The sequence below is a fragment of the Microbulbifer sp. CAU 1566 genome (genome assembly GCF_023156515.1).
Classification (GTDB): domain Bacteria; phylum Pseudomonadota; class Gammaproteobacteria; order Pseudomonadales; family Cellvibrionaceae; genus Microbulbifer.
Window position 1 is genome coordinate 52,616 of record NZ_JALNMG010000006.1, and the last position, 21,436, is coordinate 74,051.

Sequence of the window (21,436 nt, forward strand, 5' to 3'; positions counted from 1 at the left end):
CTTACCTCTCGGGTACTCCTTTGGTGCCGCTAAATTCCGGCCCAGCGGCGGGCCGCGGCCAGTGGTCGGCGGAGCAAATAATAGATAAGAGGCACCCGTGCACCGTAAATACGTGCGTGGCCGCGAGTGTTGATGCGAATCTGTGGTCGATCCTGCTGGATGCTGGCGAGCAGGCGGTAACTAGCGGGAAGATTTTCACCCTCTGTGGTCAGCAGGCTGTGGTAGCGCAGTTGTCCCTCGATGGGCGACAGTGGGTCGGATTCCGCATAGAACACCGTGCTGGCGTTTTCGGGAAGCGCGATGGCATCGGCGGTGGGCAGGTCGATCTGAATCTGACGCGCGGACGGTTGCACTATCTCCATGACTTTTTCACCGGCGCGGATGCGGCGGCCAATCCACTCCGCGGGATCGGTATAGATCACCACACCATCACTGGCGGCCTTGATGCGGGTTTTATCCAGCTGGGATTTTTGAAAATCGAGATCCAGGTTGCGAATCGACAGATCCGTTTCTGCCTGTGCCAGTTTGTGGCCGGCTGAAGCCTGTTGGAAATTGTATTGCCGGGTCATGCGCAGGCGCTCCTGGTAGAGCGCTATCTCTTGTTGGACCCGGTCAATTTCTGCGGTGACCTCGGCGTCTTCCAGTGTGAACAGCAACTGGCCCGCCGTGACCGTCGCATTGGGGTGAATATTGATTTCGCGAATCACGCCGTCGGTGCGGGCGGAAACGATGCGCGGTTCAATTGCGGCCAGGGTTGCCGGCGCAAGCACGCTTTGGCGTACGGGGATTATGCAGATCGCGGTAATGGCCGCGGCGATGACCAGCGGCCGGCGACGCAGCCAGCGCCTGAGGGAAAACCGTTTTGTACCGCGCAGCGCCAGTATCGCCTGGGTGATGGCCGCGGCGACTTCGCGCACGATTTCCTGTTCCTGCCCGGAGAGTGGGCGCGCGCGCAGCAGTGCCAGGCAGCCCTCATCGCCGCCGCTACCGAGGGGCACAAGGGCGAGAGTCTGCTGCTGAATATCCTTGCTGGATTCCGTGCTGCGGGGGAGTTCCAGCTGTAGAAGCCCGTGCTGGACGGCGCCGGGGAAATGTTTGCGCACCAGCTGACGCCAGCGCTGTGCCTCGCTGCTGGTGGCATCCACCGTGGTGACATTGGAGGCACTGATCAATTTCAGCTCGCGACCGGAAAAAAATAAACCGGCATCGAAGTGCAACAGCGACTGGCTGTCGTTGCAGGCGATGCGCGCGATCTGTTGTGCATCGGTGGCAGCGCGCAGTCTTTTCTCCAGTGCGAGAAAATGGTTGAGCTTTTCCAGCAGCCGGGTATCCACGTCAGTTGGCTCCGCTCAATGCGGGATCGGCGCCATTGGCAAGCAGGTCATCGCCATTTTCCGGCAGTGAAAAGCGCGCTTCGCCGCTCATGCCGGAAATCAGTAGTGCGGGATTGAATCCGCTGGCACCCGTTTCCTGCGGCTGCCCGATGGTGCCGATGACCCTGACGGTGCGTGTCACCGGGTCAACCACCGGCACTATGCGCTGCAGTTCGGCGCTGTACTGGCGACCTGTTTCATTGATGGTGACTTCAAAGTGCGCACCGATGGTAAGTTTTTCCAGCCAGCCGGAGGGAATGATGGCTTCTACTTCCAGCCCGCGATTGTCCACCAATTCCAATAGGGGCGCGCCTACTTCTACTCGCTGGTGGGGCTCTATCGAGCGGCTCACCACAAAACCGTCAAACGGCGCGCGCACTTCGCAGTGGCTGTTGCGGTGTCGCAATACCTTGGCATTGGCTTTGGCTTCCGCCAGCTGCGCTTCGCTCTGCACCATTTCCAGCTCACTGATGTTGCCGCCCAGCTGGCGCAGGGAAATGTTCGCGTCCAGTTGCCGGCGTGCCAGCGCCTGTTGCGATTCAGCGCCTTCCAGTTCGGCCCTGAGCTCGGTGCAGTCAAAACGGGCCAGCAGGTCGCCTCGTTGAAAGCGGTCGCCGGCGCGCAGGCGCACTTCGGTCAGTCGGGCGGCGAGTTCACTTGAGAGTTGTACCCGGCTGAGGGCGTTGAGTTTGGCCGGGGCACTGGTCTCAGCGCCGGCCTCGGCATTACTGAATGAAGCGAGCCCCAACACCAGAACAAGTGCCGTTTGGGCCAGAGTTTGAATTTGCATTGCAGGTACCACGCGTACATCTACCACAGGGTTTGGCTTGGAGGTCGGGACTACACGCGATCGAGATCCGGTGAAGCCCTGGCCTCCGAGATCTATCCGTTGCCAGTTATCAGTTTTCGGCTACCAGTGCGCGGAAGCCTGGCCGTCTTCACGGATTTCCGCCTCGCGCTTTTCCACTCCTTCCGGGTTGTAGCCGCCAATGGGCAGCAGCTCCATGCTGGCGCTCTGGGTGCGCATGTCGGCCACTTGTTGCCGGATCACCTCCAGCGGTTGGCGATAGTCGATATAAAATTCCGGCTGGAAGCCCACCGCATTGCTCAGGCGGCCGTTGGCGCTGCGCCAGTCGGCATAGCTCACGTCGCGTTCAACACTGGAGAGCAGGGACTGGGTCGCGGCGTGAATGCTTTCCAGTTCGGTGCCCTGGCTGGATTGCCAGCGGGCGCGGGACTGGCTTGCCATCTCGCGGTCGATATCCGCCATTTCCATCGCGTAACCGTGATTGAGTTGCGCGCGCTTCACATGGCTGTGCGCCAGGTCGACCTGGGTGAGCACGGCAATGGTGAGTGCGGCGCGGCGCACGTCGCCGAGGCGCTCGCTATCCCGGGCGTATTCCACCAGGTCCCGCCCGGCCACTACGGTGCCCAGCAGGTCCCAGGTCAGGCGCAGGCTGCTCTCGGCCCAGTCGTTGTAGAGCAGGTAGCTGTTGTCGTCGTAGAAGTAGCCGCTGCGCAATTCCAGCCCGGGCAGCAGTTGCAGGCAGGCCTTGCGAATTTCGGTGGCGGCGATGCGCTGGCGGTAATCTTCTTCCAGCAGTTCCGGGCGGTTGCGCAGGCTGTACTGCTCCAGCTCCAGCACGCTCATTTCCGCGAAGGGGCTGCGCAATACGTCGCTGGGTGTGGCGCTGACGGTAAAGGCGCTGCCCGGGGGCAAGCCCATCAGCGAGGCCAGCTCCATTTTGGCGTTGTGCATGTCGCCTTCCAGCGCCAGCAGTTGCTGCATCAGGTCGAGCAGGTCGCGGCGATAGGAAAGGCTGGCCTCGGTCTGGCGCAGGCCGCGCTCGGCACTCTGGCGGGATTTTTCCAGGGCGCTGCGGGTCTGTGCGATCAGCCCCGGTAACTGGTTCTGCGCGCGCTGGGCGGCGGCGGCCATCCAGAAGGCGTATTCCACGTCCATGATGACGTTGTGCATCAGTTTGCGCTGGCGCTCGATGGCGATCATGACCCCATCGGCGGCCTGTTTGGCGGACAGGTAATTGATGCCGAAGTCGAGCACATTCCACGACAGTTCCAACCCGGCAGTGCTGTAGGTTTTGTCGAGGGAGGTGGACTGGGCCAGGGACTGGTTGCCGTTGACGTCCTCGCTACTGGCAAAGTGCTGTTTGTTGCGGTGGTTGTAACCGGCGCTGGCGGCAATTTCCGGCAGCATGTCCCAGCGGGCCAGGCGCAGGTTGCGATTGGCGACTACCGCTTCCATCAGTTTCAGGCGGTTGTCCATGTTGTAGGCAATGGCGCGGGCAATGGCCTCATTGAGGTCGATGGGACCGGTGACGGGTTGTTGATTGCCAAAGGCGGTTTGCCAGTCGCTGCTGGCGCGTTGGTCGATGGTGGCGTCGTCGATGGCAACGGGTCTCACCGAACAGGCCGACAGGGTGGCCAGTGTCAGGCCAAAAGCCGTGACGGTGGCAATGGGAGCCAGGCGCATATCTCTTTGTCCTTAGCGTACTTATTGACTTCTGAGGGCGCGGTACAGCTGCGCCCGTTAAATCTAGTACAGGGGTCCAGAACTGAAAGTTGGCTGAGGAATTTCGGCGGCTAGGGCTTCCTGACAGGTCGGTATCAGCTTGTGATCGGGCGTATTCGCGACTACGAATTGTTTAAAGTTTGATCTGTTGGCGTCGGGGCCCGGGTTCAGAGGGAGGTGGATGACGTGGGCCTACCGCATACGGTAGGCTGATGACCGGCCTTCTCCGCTTGTGCGGCGATCAGCCGCCAGGAGCCATTGAAGCGCGTCCGACGAAAATAACAATGATCAAAGATCAGACGATGAGATTGACGATGAAAGAGTCCCTTGCCCTTGGCCAGTATTGAATTCCAGCGCGTCAGCAAAGGCTACGGCGACAGCCCCGCCACCGTGCCGGGGCTGGACCTGCAGATTCGCGATGGCGAGTTCATGGTGTTGGTGGGTCCGTCCGGTTGTGGCAAATCCACCATACTGCGCATGATTGCGGGGCTGGAAACCGTCACCGCCGGCGACCTGTTTATCGGCGGCCACCGGGTCAATGACCTGCCCCCCAAAGACCGGGACATCGCCATGGTGTTCCAGAATTACGCGCTCTACCCGCATATGACGGTGTTTGAAAACATGGCTTTCGGGCTGCGGGTGCGCAATTTCCCCAAGCTGGGTATCGAGCGCCGAGTGCGGGAGGCGGCGGAGACCCTCGGGCTTTCTGGCCTGCTGCAGCGCAAGCCGGGGCAGCTTTCCGGCGGTCAATCCCAGCGTGTGGCGCTGGGGCGTGCCATGGTGCGGGATCCGCAGGTGTTTCTGTTCGACGAGCCGCTGTCCAATCTCGACGCCGAGCTGCGGGTACAGATGCGCGGGGTCATTCACCGGCTGCACCGCCAGCTGGGCACCACCTCCGTATACGTCACCCACGATCAGGTGGAAGCCATGACCCTGGGAGCGCGTATCGCCATTCTCAACCAGGGCGCATTGATGCAGGTGGGGACGCCCCTGGAACTGTACAACGACCCCGACAATACCTTTGTTGCCGGATTTATGGGATCGCCGCCAATGAACCTGGTGGAGGTGATCAACGATGGCACACAGTTGAGCTGCGATCTGCTTACCCTGCCGCGCCCCCAGTTGCAGGGCCTGGCGCGCAAACTGCTGCTGGGACTGCGCCCGGAAAAACTGCTCTACGCCGCCAGCGCGCCGGCCAACTGGCCGCGCCTCAGAGGCCAGATCGAGCTGGTGGAAAGCCTGGGAGCAGAGATGCTGGTGCACCTGCGCGCTGGCAGTGCGCAGATGGTGGCACGCCTGCCAGGTTTGCGGGCATTCACTCTCGGTGATGCCCTGGAGCTCGCCTTCGACCCCACCGCGATCTATCTATTCGATGCCGAGAGCCAGCAGCGTATTCGCGCAGACAGCGCCAGGGCGGGAGTGGGGCAGTGCTGAGGCGGCTGGCCTCCCTGGCTATTGTGCTGCTGTCGATGGCGCTCGCCGCCGGGGTCAGTGCCGCCGAAGTCCTTAATCTCTGGCACGGCTATCGCGGTGCCGAGCGCGCCGCCTTCGAACAGTTGATCGATGACTACAACCGCAGCCAGAGCGCGATTGAAGTAAAAGCCCTGGCGGTGCCTTTTGGTGGCTATGCCGACAAGCTTTCCGCTGCACTACCCCGTGGGCAGGGGCCGGACATCTTTGTGTTCGCCCACGATCGTCTGGGTGGCTGGGCCAGTGCCGGGCACACGGTGGCGCCCATCGACCGCTATATCAGTGCGCGGTTGTTGCGGCGTTTTCCCCCCAACCTGATCGATGCCATGACCTTTGGCGGTGACCTCTACGGCCTGCCGCTCGCGTTCAAAAGCCCGGCCCTGATTCTGAACACCGACCTGGTGCAAACCGCTCCCGCCACCACCGACGCCATGGTGGCGGAAGCCCGCCGCCATACCGATCGCAAGGCCGGGCGTTTCGGCCTCGCCTACAGCTATACGGAACCCTTCTTTCACGGCGCGCTGATGAACAGCTTCGGGCGCGGCCCCTTCGACCGCGGTGGCAACCTGGACCTCGACAGCCGTGCCAATATCGACTCGGTGGAAATGCTGGTGCGCTGGGTGCGCGACGATCGCATCCTGCCGGAGGAACCCAGCAGCACCCTGGTGACCAGCCTGTTCAACCAGGGGCGCGCGGCCATGGTGATCAGCGGCCCCTGGATGCTGGGGGAGATAGCGCCGCAGGTGAATTACCGGGTAGTCCCACTGCCCAGCAACAGCGAGAGCGGTTTGCCGCTGTCACCCTGGGTGGCGGTGGAGGGGTTGTTTCTCTCGCCCTGGTCGAAAAACCCCGCGGCGGCGGTGGCGGTAATGGATTTCCTTACCAGCCGCCCTTCGGCGGAAAAAATGGGTATTGAGGGCGGGCAGCTGCCGGCCAATATCAGTGCCTTCGAGCATTCGGGGATCGCCACCAATGACACCGCCATGGCGTTCCGTCGCCAGCTGGAAGTGGCGGTGCCGATTCCCAACCTGCCGGCCATGACGCTGCTGTGGGTGCCACTGGGCAATGCCCTGAAAAAAGTCGTGAAAGGTGCGGCCAAACCCGAAGCGGAAATGCGCCAGCTGCAGCGGCGCATGAGTGCAGACCTGGCGCGACTGGAGCGCTCGCGTGCACGCGGGGAAACGCCTACAAGCATGCCCCGCTGGCTCTGGCTGCTGCCACTGGCCCTGGTGCTGTTGGCCCTCTGGGCTTGGCGGCGCTACCGCGCGCAACTGGCCGCCGGCTGGCAGGCAAATCGTACCGCTTACCTGTACATACTGCCCGCCATGCTCGGCATGCTGGTGCTGGTATTTTTCCCGTTGCTTTACGGACTGCTGCTGTCATTCACCGATACCACCGTATTCAACGAGCACACACCGCTGTGGTCGCGCCTTGTGGGGTTTGACAACTACGCTGCGATTCTCGGCGACTTCCACCTGTGGCGGGGGCAGGGCGCCGAGGCGAGCATCGATTTCGACAACTTTTACTGGACCCTGCTGATAACCGTGTTGTGGACCGCGACCAATGTCATCTTGGCGGTGGGGCTGGCATTGCTACTGGCGTTGGCCCTGGACAAACCCATCTTTGGCCGCAACGGGTTTCGCCTGCTGCTGATCCTGCCCTGGGCCATCCCCAACTACATTACCGCGCTGGTATGGAAGGGGATGTTCCACCCGCAATTTGGCGTGATCAATCAGGGGTTGCAGGTTCTGGGACTGGCGCCGGTGGCCTGGTTCGATTCCATAGGGGCGAGCTTTTTTACCGGGCTGGTGACCAATGTCTGGTTGAGTATTCCGTTCATGATGGTGGTCATTCTCGGTGGCCTGCAGTCGATTCCGCGGGAACTCTATGAAGTGGCCAGGGTGGAAGGTGCCGGGCGCTGGTTTCAGTTCCGCTCGATCACTTTACCGCTACTCAAGCCGGTGCTGATTCCGGCGGTCATCCTGTCGGTGGTGTGGACCTTTAATATGTTCAACGTCATTTATCTGGTGAGCGATGGTGCTCCCGCGGGCGCCAACGATATTCTGATTACCAAGGCATTCCGCATCGGCTTTGAGAAATACCAGTACGCTTATGCCGCTGCCTATTCCATGGTGATTCTGCTGTTGTTGTTCGGCTACGCCATGTGGCAGATGCGCATAAGCCGCACCCTGGAGGCCGCGCGATGAACGGCGTGGCCTTGCGGTTCAGGCATCTGCTGCCGTCGCGGTTGGTCGCGGCCTTGCGGGATATCTTCAGTTGGCGGTTTGCGCTGCTGGTGGCCTCCTGCCTGGTGGTGATCTACCCTCTGTTGTGGGTAGTGAGCCTGGCGTTTTCCGGGCAGCAGTCATTGACGCTGGTGCGCCTGCCGGAAGGCGCCAGTGTCGGGCAGCAATTGCTGGCGCTGGTGCCCCTGCCGGAGCGCTGGACCCTGGATAATTTCCGCGCGGTACTTACCGAACAGCCGTTCCTGCGCTGGCTGGGTAACAGCCTGGTCGTCGCCATTGCCACCACACTGGTTGGGTTGTCGCTGAGCTGCAGCGCCGCTTATGCTTTTTCCCGCTTCCGCTTTGCCGGTCGCAATCGCGGCATGGTGCTGTTCCTGATTTCCCAGATGTTTCCGGCGGTACTGATGCTGATACCGCTGTATGTGATCGTGGTGCAGTGGTTGGGGCTGGGGAATTCCTGGCTGGGATTGATCCTGGTGTACTCCATCACCGCCTTGCCATTCTGCGTATGGATGCTGAAGGGCTATTTCGACACTTTACCCTATGAGATTGAAGAGTCTGCGCTGCTCGAGGGTGCCAGCCGCTGGACCATTTTTACCCGCATTATTCTGCCATTGGCGCGCCCAGCCATCGCGGTGACCGGGCTGTTTGCGTTTATGACGGCCTGGAACGAATTTATTCTCGCCTCTATTTTTATGGACGACGAATCCCGTTACACGGTACCGGTTGGACTGCGCTTTTTTGTCAGCGACTATGCCTCCGAATGGGGCTTTTTTGCCGCCGGTTCCATTCTGGTATCCCTGCCGGTTATGCTGCTGTTCCTCTCGTTACAGCGATTCCTGGTATCCGGCCTGTCTGCCGGCGCAGTCAAGGGTTAGCGTCCCTTTGCCGTGTGGAACAACAATAATCCAGCCAAAAGTTTTGTCTTATGAACATACTACGTTTTTATCGCTATTCGCTGGCGGGCCTTATCCTGAGTGTTTCGGCCGGGGCTATTGCCGCGCCTTCTATGGCTACGCCATCTATTGTCGCCAGTGCCAAGCCACAACTGAACGGCGTGCAGCTGTATACCCTGCGTAATCAAATGCAGGAAAGTGTGGACACAGCCCTGACCAAGGTGGCGGACGCCGGATACCAAACCGTTGAGTTTGCCGGTTTCTTTGGTCGCAGTGCCGGTGAAGTGCGATTGTTACTGGAACATAACGGGCTGGCTGCGCCGGCCAGCCATTTTCCGCTGGAACAAATGGAAGCGGATTTTGCCTCGGTCATTTCGGATGCAAAAGCGCTGGGTAGCCAGTATGTGGTACTGGCCTGGCTGGACCCGGGCCGGCGCACTGCGGACGACTATCGTGCGCTGGTGCAGAATCTGAATGACTGGGGCCGCCAGTGCCGCGAGGCGGGCCTGAGCCTTGCCTACCACAATCACGATTTCGAATTTGAACGCACCGACGGATTTATTCCCTACCAGCTGTTACTGGATAACACCGACCCGGCCCTGGTGTTTTTTGAAATGGATATCTACTGGATGCACAAGGCCGGGCAGGACCCACTGGCGTATTTTGAACGCTACCCGGGACGCTTTCCGCTGTGGCATCTGAAGGACGCCACAGATGACGGGGCCATGGCCGATGTGGGGCAGGGCGTGATCGATTTCCCCGGGCTGCTAAAACATGCGGAAAAAGCGGGGCTGGAATACGGTTTCGTGGAGCGCGACGATGCCGTCGCACCTTACGACAGCATTCACCGCAGCCTGCGCGCCGTGAAAAACTGGGATTAATACTGTCGGGTCAGCCGGCCGGCGCTGGTCCGGTGCTTTTGCGGATCATCAGCCGGTGCGGCAGTATCTTGTTGCAGGCTTCCATTTTTTTGCCATTCAATTGCGGCAGTAACAGCTCCATACATTCGATACCGATTTCCGTCATCGGCTGGGCTACGGTGGTAAGTGCGGGGTAGCAGTACTCCGCATAGGAAATATCGTCAAATCCCATGACCGATACATCCTCGGGAATCCGCAGGCCCATATCGTGCAGGGTGGCCAGGCAGCTCATGGCCATTTCATCGCTAAAATTGAAAATCGCCGTGGGTCGGTTTGGCTGCGACATCAATTTGCGTGTCGCCTGCTCCGCATCTTTCAGCCCGTAATTTCCCGCCTCGATCAACGCATCATCCACCTGGATACCCGCACCGCGCAGGGCGTAGCGGTAGCCTTTGAGGCGATCTTGGGTGCTGGGGGATTTTACATGACCGGTGATGGCGGCAATGCGTTTGTGGCCGAGGGATATCAAATAATTTACCGCTTCTTCTGCGGCCGCCACATTGTCGATGTTCACCTTGGGCAGGCCAGGTAAATCGATGGCCTCACAGGCGTTCACCAGCGGTGGCAGCTGCTCGCTGAGTGGGGTATCCGGATCGATATCAAATGGCAGGTTGGCGCAGAACAGCAGTATCCCGTCGGCCTGGCGCGAGCGGGCCATGGCGGCGAAGGAGCGCTCGCGGCTTTCCAGTTCCTGGGTGTCGCCGAGCAGCAGGGAATAGCCGTTCTCCAGCGCGATACTCTCGATGGCACGGATCACCGGGTAATTGAAGGCGCTGGTGACGTCGGGAATGATGGCTACCAGATTGTTGGTCTTGGCCTTGCGCAGCCCGGCGCCGAGATTGCTGGGGGTGTAACCGGTGCGGTTGATGACTTCGAGCACCTGGTTGCGCTTCTCTTCGCTGACCAGCTCCGGGTTGTGAATCACCCGGGATACCGTGGACGGGGACACGTTCGCCGCTTTGGCGATCTCAATGATACCTGTCATGGCGTTTTCTCTCGTTTTTATAATTGTTTTACTTCTGTACAAGCACGTCTTATCGGTACTGCATAGATCCCCGATGATAGCGCTTGTCGCAAGCTTGTGCATTGTCCCTACTGTCTTTGGGACGGGGGTTTAGGTTTTTCTCTTGCCTTGGGATGGATCGTTTACTCGAAACGTTTTCAGAAGGCGGCTAGTTTTAGTGTTGACCCTTATCGACTTGAAAATATTTTCACAATTGCTGGTTTTAAAGCGTAAAAAAGGGGCGCCTGAGCGCCCCGCAACTTACTTCTGACGAGATTTACTGAATCAACAGATTAAAGCCGGACTGGATAAAAATTGTATCCGGATGGGCCACATCGCTGGTGGTCCAGTTGTTGATATTGACGGTGCCGTTGCCGGTATAGGAGAAAAACGCCGCTCCCGGGTGTGGCGAAGAGAACCGCGAGGTGGTTACACCGTCGAGGCCGGTGCCGTCGATGACGATATCGTTGAACACCACATTCTGGAATCCGCCGCCGTAACCCACCTGGATGGCACTGCGCTGGGTGTCATAGATGGCCACGCGGGAAACGGTGACGTTGCGGATCGGGTTGCTGGAGGCTTCCAGGTCGATCGCGCCGCGTTCGCCGTTGTACAGGTCCTGGCTGGTACCGCTGCGGATGATGGTGCTATCGGTAAACTCCACCCCGGTGTTGTTCTGGAAGTGATAGCCGGGGAATACGGTGTTCATACGGAAACCGGAACCGCCCACGGTATCCACGATCAGGTTGTGGCTGGCCTTGTGTCCGCTGCCACCAAAGAAAGCCACGGCCGCCGCGCGCCAGTTGTTTTCAATGGTGTTGTGGGTGAACAGGTTGTTTACCCCGGGCGGTGCCGCGTTGTAGTTGCTGGTCCACACCGCCAGGGCGTCGTCACCGTTGTTGCGCAGGTTGCAGTTGCGCACGATGCTGTTGCTGGTGCCCTGGGCGAAGTTGACCCCGTCTGCCAGGTTGTTGCGGATACGGCTGTGTTCGATGAGCAGGTTCTCTGCGTGAATCGCCGGGTTGTGCGCATAGTCTCCTACCCAGAATCCCGCTTCGAAATGCTCCACCCACACATTGTGGATATAGGAATCGTTGCCGAAGTTATCCATAAACGCTTTGTAAATCGCATTCTGGCTGTAGCGCGAGCGCAGGTTGGAATTCAGATATACATGACTGAAATCCAGCTGGCCCAGTATGCGCAGTGAAATACCACCACTGGCAGAATTGGCATTGGTGAACTGGATATTGGTGTGCCAGATGCCGGCGCCGAGTACCGTCAGGTCCTGGATCATATTGTCGGTACTACCCACCCGCCACATATCGTTCAGGTGGAAGGTGCCCGCCGGGATATACAGACTCTGGCCGGTGGCTACCGCCTGGTCCACTGCGCTTTCAAACGCGGCAAGGTCGTCGATACCGTCATTGGCGACAGCGCCAAAGTCGGTGACCGCCACCGCATTGGCCGGGCGGGGTATGGCCGCTGGCACGTCCTCGATCTCGATGAAGTCCACACCGTACTCGATGGCATCGGGGCCTTTCTGAATGCGGATGACATCGCCCGCCTGCAGTGGGGAATCCAGCTTCCAGTGCACCTCGTCAAAGCGGAACAGCGGGCGACCGCCGCCCGGGGCATCGTTGGGGTGATCGCCGGAGAAATATTGCCAGGCGAAGTAAGAAGTGAGATCAATGGACTTGGCATACTGGCCGTTGACGTACACATCCAGCGAGCCGTTCATACCCATACCATCGCCAGAATCCGGCATGGTAAAGCGCATGGTCACACCGGCACCGCCCTCACCGTTGCGCACCGTCCACTGGGCATAGCTGCCACTGGCGGGCAGGGCGATATAGCTTTGTGCGCTGGCTTCCGAAGCAATCTGACTCTGGTCGAAAGTAGGCGCACTGCGCACGACGGCGCCGCCGCCAGTGCTTGCGGTATCGGTGTCGTAACGGTGGTAGGGCATGGCCGCGCCGTGGCTACCATCGGGTTCCGGGTGGGGCGAACCGGAGCTGCCGCCACTGCTAGAACCTGATCCGGAGCCAGAACCTGAACCAGAGGAGCTCGAGCTGGAACTTGAGCTGGAAGAGCTGGAACCCGCACCGCTGGAACTGCTTGAACTACTGGAGCTGCTGCCGGTACCGGAACTACCTCCGGAGCTGCTACTGGAACTCGAGCTGGAACTGGATCCATTTAATCCATTGATGGTGATATGGAAATCTGGCGATTCATCCTTGATGTTCACCACATTGTTGAACAGGGTCAGGTTGTTGAATTCCACATTGCCCACCGCGGGGCCCTGGCCAGCTTCCGGCATGGGGTTGGACCAGATAGCGAAGCCGGAGCGGTTCGGGTATTGCGGATCGACCTTGGCACCGGAAATGGTGACATTGGTGAACACCGTATCCTCGAACACATTCTCGTGCTGGCTGCCGGAGTATTTGGTCTGGAACATGATGCCGTGATACGTGGGGTCGACAATTTCCAGATCCGAAATGCGAATGCCGCGGAAGGTGCTGGAGGCGGAGAACAGCCACATGGCCGGGAATACCTGATCTCCCCAGAAGTGCCCGCCGGAGCGCAGGATGGTAATGCCCTCGAAATTGGTGGTGGGCGTGTACTGGAAGCCGGTAAATGCATAGCCGAAGTCCAGTGAGCTGATGGTGACGCCGCTATAGGTTAGGGTATCTTCCACCTGAATATTGCGGAAACTGTTGCCCTGGCCGCCGTAGCTGGCGAGCCCAGCGGCGCGCCAGGGAGTCATGGCGGTGAGGTTTTCATACAGGTTGTTCTGCACGATACCGCCACCGTTATCCGTCGCCGCGAACAACGCAAAGCTGTCGTCGCCAGTGGAGCGGGCTTCGCTGTTGAACACATGGTTGCCGCTGGAGCCGTTGGTGAAATTCACCCCGTCGGCAAAGGTGTTACGGATACGCGCGTTCTTGATCACCGTATCGTGCACACTGGCGCCCCAGAACATGCACACCTGGTGTTCCACCCACAAATTGTCCAGCGTCATATTGCGCACGCCGTTGAAGTCGAACACCTTGCCGGGACCGTCAATGCGGCCGACGTAGTTACCGAAGAACGCAAAATTGGCAAAGGTCGAACCGTTGGCTGCCTGGGCTACTGCAAAGCCCGCATCCGTGTTGGTCTGGGTGGACGGGGTGTAGAAGCGTGTATACCAGGGGCCGGCGCCGACAATTTTCAGCGGCGCCTGGGTTACCTGAAACTTGTAATTGGTCTCGTAGTTACCCGCCGGCAGATAGACGCCTTCCGCACCGCTGCCGGCGGCATCGGTAATCGCCTGCTGCACCGCCTGATGTGTGAAACCATTCGGCACCACGAAGGTCCCCGGGTTCGGGTTTGGGATCGGTGCCACATTTTCCAGGCTGACAAAGTCGATGGCGTACTGGCTGTTATTGCCCGCGTCTTTCTGCAAGCGAATCACACTGCCCGCGGGAATGACCCGGTCGAACATCAGATTGGCTTCGTCGTAAATATGCCGTGGCGCGCCCGCGCCGGGATTGTCCTGGGGCGAGGCTTCGTTGCCGTACAGCCACGAGTGCTTGGAGGTCAGTGACAGTGCTTTTTCAAACTGACCGTTTACATAGACATTCAGGCTTGAGGAAATACCGCCGCCGCCCGCGGCATCGGGTATGGAAAAACGCGTAACCAGGGTATTGGTGTCTTCCTGGGTGGTGAATTCCACATAGGCACCGGTGTTATTCAGGGTTACCGCACTGCGACCGGAAGCCTCGCCGGCGAGGTCGCCGATAATACGATTGGGCGCAAGCACCTGGGCGCCACCACCAGTTACGCCGTTTTCCGCCTGGTAGATGGAATAGGGCATATCGGCACCGCGCACGGTGGGATCCGGGTTGGTGCCTTGTTGCTGAGTGGTACCGGTGACGCTGTTGCTATCACTGGAGGTGCCGAACTGATTGTAGGCACGCACCGCGTACTGATAACTGGTGGACGGGGTGAGCCCGCTGTCCGCGAAAGAGGTATCCGTGGTGTTGTTGATCACCTGGCCATCGCGCAGGATCTCATAGCCGTCGGCCAGTGCCGCTGCATCCCAGCTCAGGAACAATGTCGTGCTGGTGCCGCCGGATATGGAAAGGTTTTGCGGTACCTTGGGTGGTACCGGATCCGGGTAGCCGTGGATTTCCACTTCCGAAAACTGTCCCGCATTCCAGCCGGTATTGCCGGATACTTCTAGACGAATAAATCGCAGTGCGGTTTCGGCAAAGCTGGCAAAGGTGCTATTGCCACTCGCCGGGTCAAAGCTGTATCCCTGCGTTGCCGCTACCGGGAAGAAGTTCGAGCCATTGTCGCTACCGGTGATGGTAATGGTCTGGGTACGCGCCTGCCAGGCAAAATCCGGTGGCAGCTTCATGGTCACTTGATCTACCGTGTACTGGCTGCCGAGATCAAAGGTCGCCGTCTGCGGAAAGCCCGCACCGCTTTCCCAGTAACTGCTGCTATTACCATCGGTCATGTTCGATGGCGGAAGGTGGCCGACCGCACTGCTGGCACTGGCACTCGCATCGATCACCGGATAAGTGCTCGGTGTACCGCCACTGCTGCCGCCGCTACTGCTACTCGATGAACTACCGCCGGAACTGCTGCTTGAACTACTACTGGAGCTGCCACTGCTATCGCTGCCGTATATTTCCAGCTCCGAGGCTTGCGCCGCGGGCCAGCCGGTATTGCCGGTAACCGTAACCCGCAGATAGCGCGCGTCGGTTGCACCGAACGGAATGGTGACGGTGTTGCCGCTGCCCTGGTCAAACTGATAACTGGCACTGCCAACGATGGTGCTGTAATTGGCCCCATCACTGCTGCCGCTGACGCTCAGGGTCTGGTTGCGAGACTCCCAATTGGTCGGCAGTTTCAGTGCGATACTGGTGAGCGATTTACTGCTGCCGAGATCCGCGGTGAGTGACTGTGGAAATGCGTTGTTGGCACTTTCCCAGTAACTGGCCTGGTTGCCATCATTGGCGTTACCTGCGCCGTACACATCGGCGTAGGAGCTGGCGCTCAGCTGTGCGCCCGGTGCGAGATTGGTTTGTGCCTGCAGGGGCAGGGCGACCAACAGATTGATCCCGGCCAGGCCCATTGCGAGGCCAAAAGGCCTGCGCCCGGCACCGCGCCGACGCCTGTGGGCGCTTTGCGTTTTCTGATTCATCATCGATTCCTCGATCCTGTTTATTGTGTAGTTCTAGTTGGGTAGTTCTGTTTAATCAGGCATACCCAATCCTGTGAATTACGCGCGCACGAACCCCGTAAGGACACTCAATAACAAGTTCCAGGTTCGATAATCGTGCGTGTGGTTACCCCGGCCACAGGGCGCCGGACTGCCGGTAATAATTGAATACTGTTCGCGCTTGATGGAGCGCAAAATGACGGCGTGGTACAGAACTATCCGTACCGTCTGCTTTAGAGTGCTTTTATTATTGTTATTGTAAAAAGGGCACTGGCCCTGTCGGGTATGCCGCCCGGCTACCGATACCTTAGCCGGGCGGACTCATCTATGAATACTGTCCTCTGAGTACGAGAACCGAGATCGAGAGTGTGAGTTAGTGTGTGAGTTAGTGTGGGTCCGCCAGCAGGCTGATCGCCATACCGCCGCCGGCGGCCAATTGAGCGCGAACCTTATCGCCGGCTTTCACCTTGCGGGTTTCGATAACATAGTCTTCGGGGTTGCGGCGATAATCTGCCTTGTCACCATCGCGATAAATGGTGGCGGTGTAACTCAGGTCCTTGTTGAGAAAATCCAGATTTACCGCAATGTCGCGGGCCTTCTCATCGGTAATCGCGCCGACAAACCAGTTTTCACTATCCCGTTGCTGGCGCGCGATGGCGATATGCTCGCCGATTTCACCGGACAACACTTTTGTGGTTTCCCAGTCCGTCGCCACGTCCTTGATAAACTGAAAAGCATCCGGGTATTTTGCATAGTTTTCCGGCAGATCTGAGGCCATCTGTACCGGTGAGTAGATCACCACATAGAGCGCCAGCTGTTTTGCGAGGGTGGTATTGACCTGATTATCCGGCCGGCTTGGTAGCGAGATATCGAAAGTGCCTGGGGTAAAATCCATGGGGCCGGCCAACAGGCGGGTAAACGGGATGATGGTGGTGTGGTCCGGCGGGTTACCCCCGTCCTTGGCCCAGGCATCGTATTCCTGGCCCCGCGCGACTTCCCGCGAAATCAGGTTGGGGTAGGTCCGCCGCTCGCCGGTATCTTTCACGGTTTCATGGGCGACGACCATGACCTTGTGCGCGGCAGCCACTTTGGTGACCTTCTCCGCATGTTGCACAAACTTCTGTCCGTGGTGGTAATTGCCATTAGTGAGCAGTTCGCCGCTCTCCACATAGCCGGTTTTTACCGCTTTCATGCCGTGTTTCTGCAGGAAATCGTAGGCGTCTTCCAGCTGGCGCTCGTAGTTATCGGTTTCCGCACCGGTTTCGTGGTGGCCGATAATGTACACACCCTTGTCTGCGGCGTACTTACTCAACGTATCCACATCGTAATCCGGATAGGGCTTGGTGAAGTTGAACGCGGCCCCGCCGTGATTGAACCACTCGCCGTCCCAGCCCCAGTTCCAGCCTTCTACCAGCACACCGTCGAAGCCATTGGCGGCGGCGAAGTCGATATACTTTTTGGTATTTTCGGTAGTGGCTGCGTGTTTCGGGCCCTGGTTCCAGGTGCCTTTTTCCAGGTGTAACTCCCACCAGATGCCGACGTATTTACCGGGCTTTATCCAGGAAGCGTCACCCAGTTGATTGGGCTCGTTCAGATTCAGGGTAAGGTAGGAGGTAATCAGATCCGTTTCCTTCTCGGCAATCTGCACCGTGCGCCAGGGGCTGGCAAATGGCGTACTGGTTTCCACCTTGACCGGGCTGTCTTTATGAATGGGTACCAGTGCGGCCTTGAGGCCAGTGCCATTACCGGCAAGATTCATGGTGGCGTAATCTTTCAGCGCCGCTTCGTGAATGGCGATGGCAAGACCGGATTTATCTTTCATGGTAAACGGTGTATGTACCAGCTTTACCTGGTCCAGCGGCGTATTCTCGGTCAGGTACTCGTACTTTTCGCCCGCCAGCGCGGGGGTCCACCAGCTGGAGTGGTTCCCCAGCAGATTGAACTCGGTGGCCTCCTGCATGATTTCCACTTTGTCCAGACCTTGCTGCTGGGGGACCTGATAGCGGAAGGCGAGGCCGTCGTCGTAGGCGCGGAAAATCAGGTTGAGCTTGCGGGTGGCGGGTCCTTTTTCTTCCAGCGCGATCACAGCTTCATTGAAGTGGTCGCGAATATAATGCTCCTCACCCCAGGGCTGTTCCCAGGTGCTGTCGGCACTGCGGGTTTTTACGTCGACGATGGAAAAGTCATCCAGCATGTCACTGGCGGACTTGAAATCCAGTCCGAGCAGGGACTCACCAATCACTGGCTTTCCGGCAAAGCTGGCGCGATAGGCCGGTTGCCCCTTATCGGTCAGGTAGAAATCCACCGCGATCTTTCCCGAGGGCGACGCCAGGTTTGTTTTGGATATCTCGTCAGCGGTGGCGCCGGCGCTCAGGGCCATGGCGATACCGGCTGCTAGTAGAGAGGACAAAGGGAAGTTGTTCATCGCTGGTTAACTCTTTTTATCACAAATGATTTTTATCTGTTTTCAATGCATCGATGGTAAAGATTCACTTCGCGACCTGTCTATAGATTGAAATCGTTTTCAACCTTTTCATTTTCAGTTCTGAACATCATTACTTCGATACTGGAATAAAAAATCCCCGGGGCCGTTAATGCTGGACGCGGGGAAAGGCGAAGATGACTCAAGAGAGAGTCTGACATGCACAAGGTGAACACTTTCTAAAATGACGCTTGATTGCTATGCCGCCATGGGTTTCTCCGAGGGACAGTTTTTAAGGATAAACGACTGGTGATCCGGGAGTTGCTGGATAAAGTCTTCCAGAGCCTGGCGGTAATTGAGCAGGTGCGCGCGGGTGGTGTTGTAGTCGAAACTGTTGATCAATGGAGAATAAGATGCGGGGCGCAGACCCATGCCTTCGCACACGGAGCGCCAGCTGACCGGCGCAAACAGCGGGTCCATTGATTCCGGAAGGCCGCCCTGAGCCTGAAAATAGTCCAGGGTCTGACGCAGTGAATCCGGCAGTGTCATATTCTTGCACCAGCGCCAGAAGGCAGTATCTTCGCGCTGTGTCAGGCAGTAATGCAGTACGATGAAATCACGAATTTCCTCGTAGTCCATGGCCATGCGGCGATTGAACTCTTGGGCCAGTACCGGTTGGCAATCTCGTTCCGGGAAGTGGCGCATAAAATGCACCATTCCGCGGGCAATCAGGTGGATGGCCGTGCTTTCCAACGGTTCAATAAACCCGGAGGCCAACCCCAGGGCGAGGCAGTTGCCTTTCCATATCTCGCGTCGCATGCCGGTTTGGAACGGAATCACCCGTGGGTCGGTCAGTGGCCGTCCTTCCAGTTGTGCCATCAGGGTATCGATGGCCTCATCGTCAGAACAGTATTCGCTGGCGTAGACATATCCATTACCGGTGCGGTGCTGCAAAGGAATTTTCCAGCTCCAGCCCGCCGGCTGCGCGGTAGCGCGAGTGTAGGGCGGCGGCGCACTGACATTTTCTGTCTGTATGGCGATGGCGCGATCACAGGGCAGGAAATGGGACCAGTCTTCGTAACCCGCCTGCAGCGTCTGTTCGATCAGCAGGCCGCGGAAGCCGGAGCAGTCGATAAAGAAGTCGCCGGTAATTTCACGTCCATCCTGCAGTTGTACGGCTCGGATATGGCCGCTGTCCTTTTGATGCACTCGAACCACTTTCCCTTCGGTGCGCTTCACTCCCCGTTGCTCGGAGTATTCGCGCAGATAGCGCGCAACAAGGTTGGCGTCCAGATGCAGTGCATAGCGCGCCTCGGACACCGGTGTTTTGCTTGCGCCCTGGGGCAGGAAGAATTTTTGGTGCTTTGCCATCACCGAACAGGCGGAAAAATCCTGCAAGGCAAAGTCGTCGCCCTTGCTGCAGGATTTCAGCCAGTTCTGGTAAAACACATATTCATCCATATTGGCGCTGATGCTGCCAAAGGGATGGAAGTAGGACTTCCCCCGTTGCTTCCAGTCGGAGAATTCGATGCCCAACTTGAAGCTGGCCTGGGTCTTTTGGATAAAGTCTTTTTCGTCGATATTCAACGAGTGCAGCAGTTCGAGAAACGGCGGTATGGTGGATTCGCCCACGCCGATGGTGCCGATCGCCTCCGACTCCACCAGCTCCACCGTGAGTTCTTCCGGCGAAAACTGGTTGCACAGTACCGCAGCAGCAATCCAGCCTGCGGTGCCGCCGCCTACGATGGTAATTTTTTTCAGGGAATTCATGCGGCTTCCTCATCGGGTTCTGCGGCAGCGCCGTGCTCGCGAATAAACTGGTAGTGATCCGGTGCGCCCGCCACCGCGTTGCGCAAGCTAGAGCGCAGGCCCTCAAGGTAACTCTGCCGTTGTGCTTCCGGAATCTGGTTTAGGCGCAGGTCGTAGTGGTCGGGTAGCAGGTCGAAGCCGGAGAATATGGCCAGCCAGCTTGGCTGGTGGAACATCTCCCAGCGGTAATTGACGATATGTCCGCTGGCGAGAAAAAGATCCAGCTTGTGCTGGAGCGTGTCGGGGATGGACATGTTGCGGCAGTAACGCCAGAAATCGCTGTCATCTCGTGCCGTGGCTTTGTAGTGCAGAATCAGGAAATCCCGAACCCGCAGATACTCGAGTGCCGTAGTTTGATTGAATTCATTGACCATCGAAGGTTGTATATCAAAATGGGTAACCAGGGTTTTGATTTTTTCGATGGCAGTTTCGATCAGTGCGATACTGGTGCTTTCCAGGGGCTCAAGAAAACCCGCCGCCAGTCCGATGGCAATACAGTTCTTCTCCCAGGTGCGTACCCGTCGCCCGGGGGTAAACCGTATACGCCGCGGATCTCCTGTCAGTTGTCCGGGAATATTGTCGCGAAGAATCTGCTCTGCACGTTCGTCGTTCAGATATTCGCTGGCGTACACATGCCCGTTGCCGTCTCGCTGTTGCAGCGGAATCCGCCATTGCCACCCGGCAGTCTCGGCGTTTACACGGGTATAGGGCTTAGGCGTCTCGACCCTCTCACTCTGCACGGCCACTGCGGAATCGCACAGCAGCCAGTATTGCCAGTTTTCGTAAGGGACGCCCAGGGTTTCCTCGATGAGCAGCGCACGAAATCCGGAGCAATCGATAAACAGGTCGCCCTCGACCTCACTACCGTCTTCCAGGTGCAGAGCTTTGATCCGACCGTCTTCATGCTGGGATACCCGATGGATAACCGCATCTACCGCACGGACCCCCTTGCTGGTGGCGTGGTCCTTCATTAACTGTGCAAACAGCGCTGCGTCAAAATGCAGTGCCCAGTCATAAACCCAGAGCGACGATGGCGGATTGGGTGACGGAAAGGTAAATTTTTCCGCTTCGGCGAGCGTTACGCCCAGGGAGTATTCACCCAGTGGCGCGGCCTTTCCCTGGTGATGTTGCTGCAGCCAGAGTTGATGAAAATCGATGGATTGGCCAGAGGTCTGAATATTTTGTCCGTAGGTACCGAAGGGGTGAATAAAGGAAGATCCGGGCTTGTGCCAGTTGTTGAACTGAATACCCAGTTTGCAGGTCGCCTGAGTCGCCCGGATAACATCCAGGTCCTGCATTCCCAGGCTGCGATAGAAATTGCGGATGGTGGGGATGGTTGCCTCGCCGACACCGATGCTGCCGATCTTCGAGGACTCCACCAGAGTTATTTCCGCCTGAGAGCCAAAATGCTGCGATAGCGCTGCTGCCGTCATCCAGCCTGCAGTGCCGCCCCCGGCAATCACAATTCGATTGTTTGGCCTGCCCATTTTTATTCTTCTCTTTTTCTATTTCTTTTTTATATGAGTATTTTTATTGGTGTTTTAATCGGGTGCGGCCT

General features: G+C 58.4%; 12 protein-coding genes. 4 read left to right on the forward strand and 8 right to left on the reverse strand.

The window, feature by feature from the left end:
- Positions 1-29: 29 nt before the first annotated feature.
- The 3 genes from M0G74_RS14915 to M0G74_RS14925 form a co-directional block, all read right to left on the reverse strand.
- Positions 30-1,334, reverse strand: a complete 1,305-nt coding sequence (locus M0G74_RS14915; protein ID WP_248219178.1) for an HlyD family efflux transporter periplasmic adaptor subunit — start codon at positions 1,332-1,334, stop codon at positions 30-32.
- A gap of 1 nt (position 1,335) precedes the next feature.
- The gene (locus tag M0G74_RS14920) at positions 1,336-2,163 is read right to left on the reverse strand and encodes an efflux RND transporter periplasmic adaptor subunit (protein ID WP_248219180.1); all 828 of its coding nucleotides are present in this window, start codon (positions 2,161-2,163) and stop codon (positions 1,336-1,338) included.
- A 120-nt stretch (positions 2,164-2,283) separates the two neighbouring features.
- On the reverse strand, positions 2,284-3,864 hold the full coding sequence (locus M0G74_RS14925) for a TolC family protein (protein WP_248219182.1): 1,581 nt from the start codon (positions 3,862-3,864) through the stop codon (positions 2,284-2,286).
- A 372-nt stretch (positions 3,865-4,236) separates the two neighbouring features.
- Here M0G74_RS14925 and ugpC point away from each other — a divergent pair, with 372 nt between their 5' ends.
- Genes ugpC through M0G74_RS14945 form a run of 4 tightly spaced genes read left to right on the forward strand, consistent with a single transcriptional unit; the run spans position 4,237 to position 9,396 of the window.
- A complete protein-coding gene (gene ugpC / locus M0G74_RS14930; protein WP_282450237.1) occupies positions 4,237-5,337 on the forward strand; it encodes a sn-glycerol-3-phosphate ABC transporter ATP-binding protein UgpC in 1,101 nt (366 codons plus the stop codon).
- The gene (locus M0G74_RS14935) at positions 5,331-7,580 is read left to right on the forward strand and encodes an extracellular solute-binding protein (protein WP_248219183.1); all 2,250 of its coding nucleotides are present in this window, start codon (positions 5,331-5,333) and stop codon (positions 7,578-7,580) included. Before ugpC ends, M0G74_RS14935 begins: the two co-directional genes overlap by 7 nt.
- A complete protein-coding gene (locus tag M0G74_RS14940) occupies positions 7,577-8,497 on the forward strand; it encodes a sugar ABC transporter permease (RefSeq protein WP_248219184.1) in 921 nt (306 codons plus the stop codon). The genes M0G74_RS14935 and M0G74_RS14940 overlap by 4 nt, the downstream gene beginning before the upstream one ends.
- A gap of 50 nt (positions 8,498-8,547) precedes the next feature.
- Complete coding sequence (locus tag M0G74_RS14945; RefSeq protein WP_248219187.1) at positions 8,548-9,396, forward strand: sugar phosphate isomerase/epimerase; 849 nt, start codon at positions 8,548-8,550, stop codon at positions 9,394-9,396.
- 10 nt (positions 9,397-9,406) lie between these two features.
- On the opposite strand, the gene M0G74_RS14950 is transcribed toward M0G74_RS14945, so the two are convergent.
- The 5 genes from M0G74_RS14950 to M0G74_RS14970 all read right to left on the reverse strand — a co-directional run bounded on the left by M0G74_RS14950 (position 9,407) and on the right by M0G74_RS14970 (position 21,365).
- Positions 9,407-10,420: a LacI family DNA-binding transcriptional regulator gene (locus M0G74_RS14950; RefSeq protein ID WP_248219188.1), complete on the reverse strand. Its 1,014-nt coding sequence runs from the start codon at positions 10,418-10,420 to the stop codon at positions 9,407-9,409.
- A gap of 295 nt (positions 10,421-10,715) precedes the next feature.
- Positions 10,716-15,629, reverse strand: coding sequence for a discoidin domain-containing protein (locus M0G74_RS14955; RefSeq protein WP_248219190.1), 4,914 nt, complete (start codon positions 15,627-15,629; stop codon positions 10,716-10,718).
- Between the two features lie 403 nt (positions 15,630-16,032).
- The gene (locus M0G74_RS14960; RefSeq protein WP_248219191.1) at positions 16,033-18,072 is read right to left on the reverse strand and encodes a glycoside hydrolase family 97 protein; all 2,040 of its coding nucleotides are present in this window, start codon (positions 18,070-18,072) and stop codon (positions 16,033-16,035) included.
- 255 nt (positions 18,073-18,327) lie between these two features.
- Entirely contained in the window at positions 18,328-19,839 is a 1,512-nt protein-coding gene (locus tag M0G74_RS14965; RefSeq protein WP_248219192.1) for a tryptophan halogenase family protein, read from the reverse strand.
- Positions 19,836-21,365, reverse strand: a complete 1,530-nt coding sequence (locus tag M0G74_RS14970) for a tryptophan halogenase family protein (RefSeq protein WP_248219193.1) — start codon at positions 21,363-21,365, stop codon at positions 19,836-19,838. The genes M0G74_RS14965 and M0G74_RS14970 overlap by 4 nt, the downstream gene beginning before the upstream one ends.
- Between the last annotated feature and the right edge of the window lie 71 nt (positions 21,366-21,436).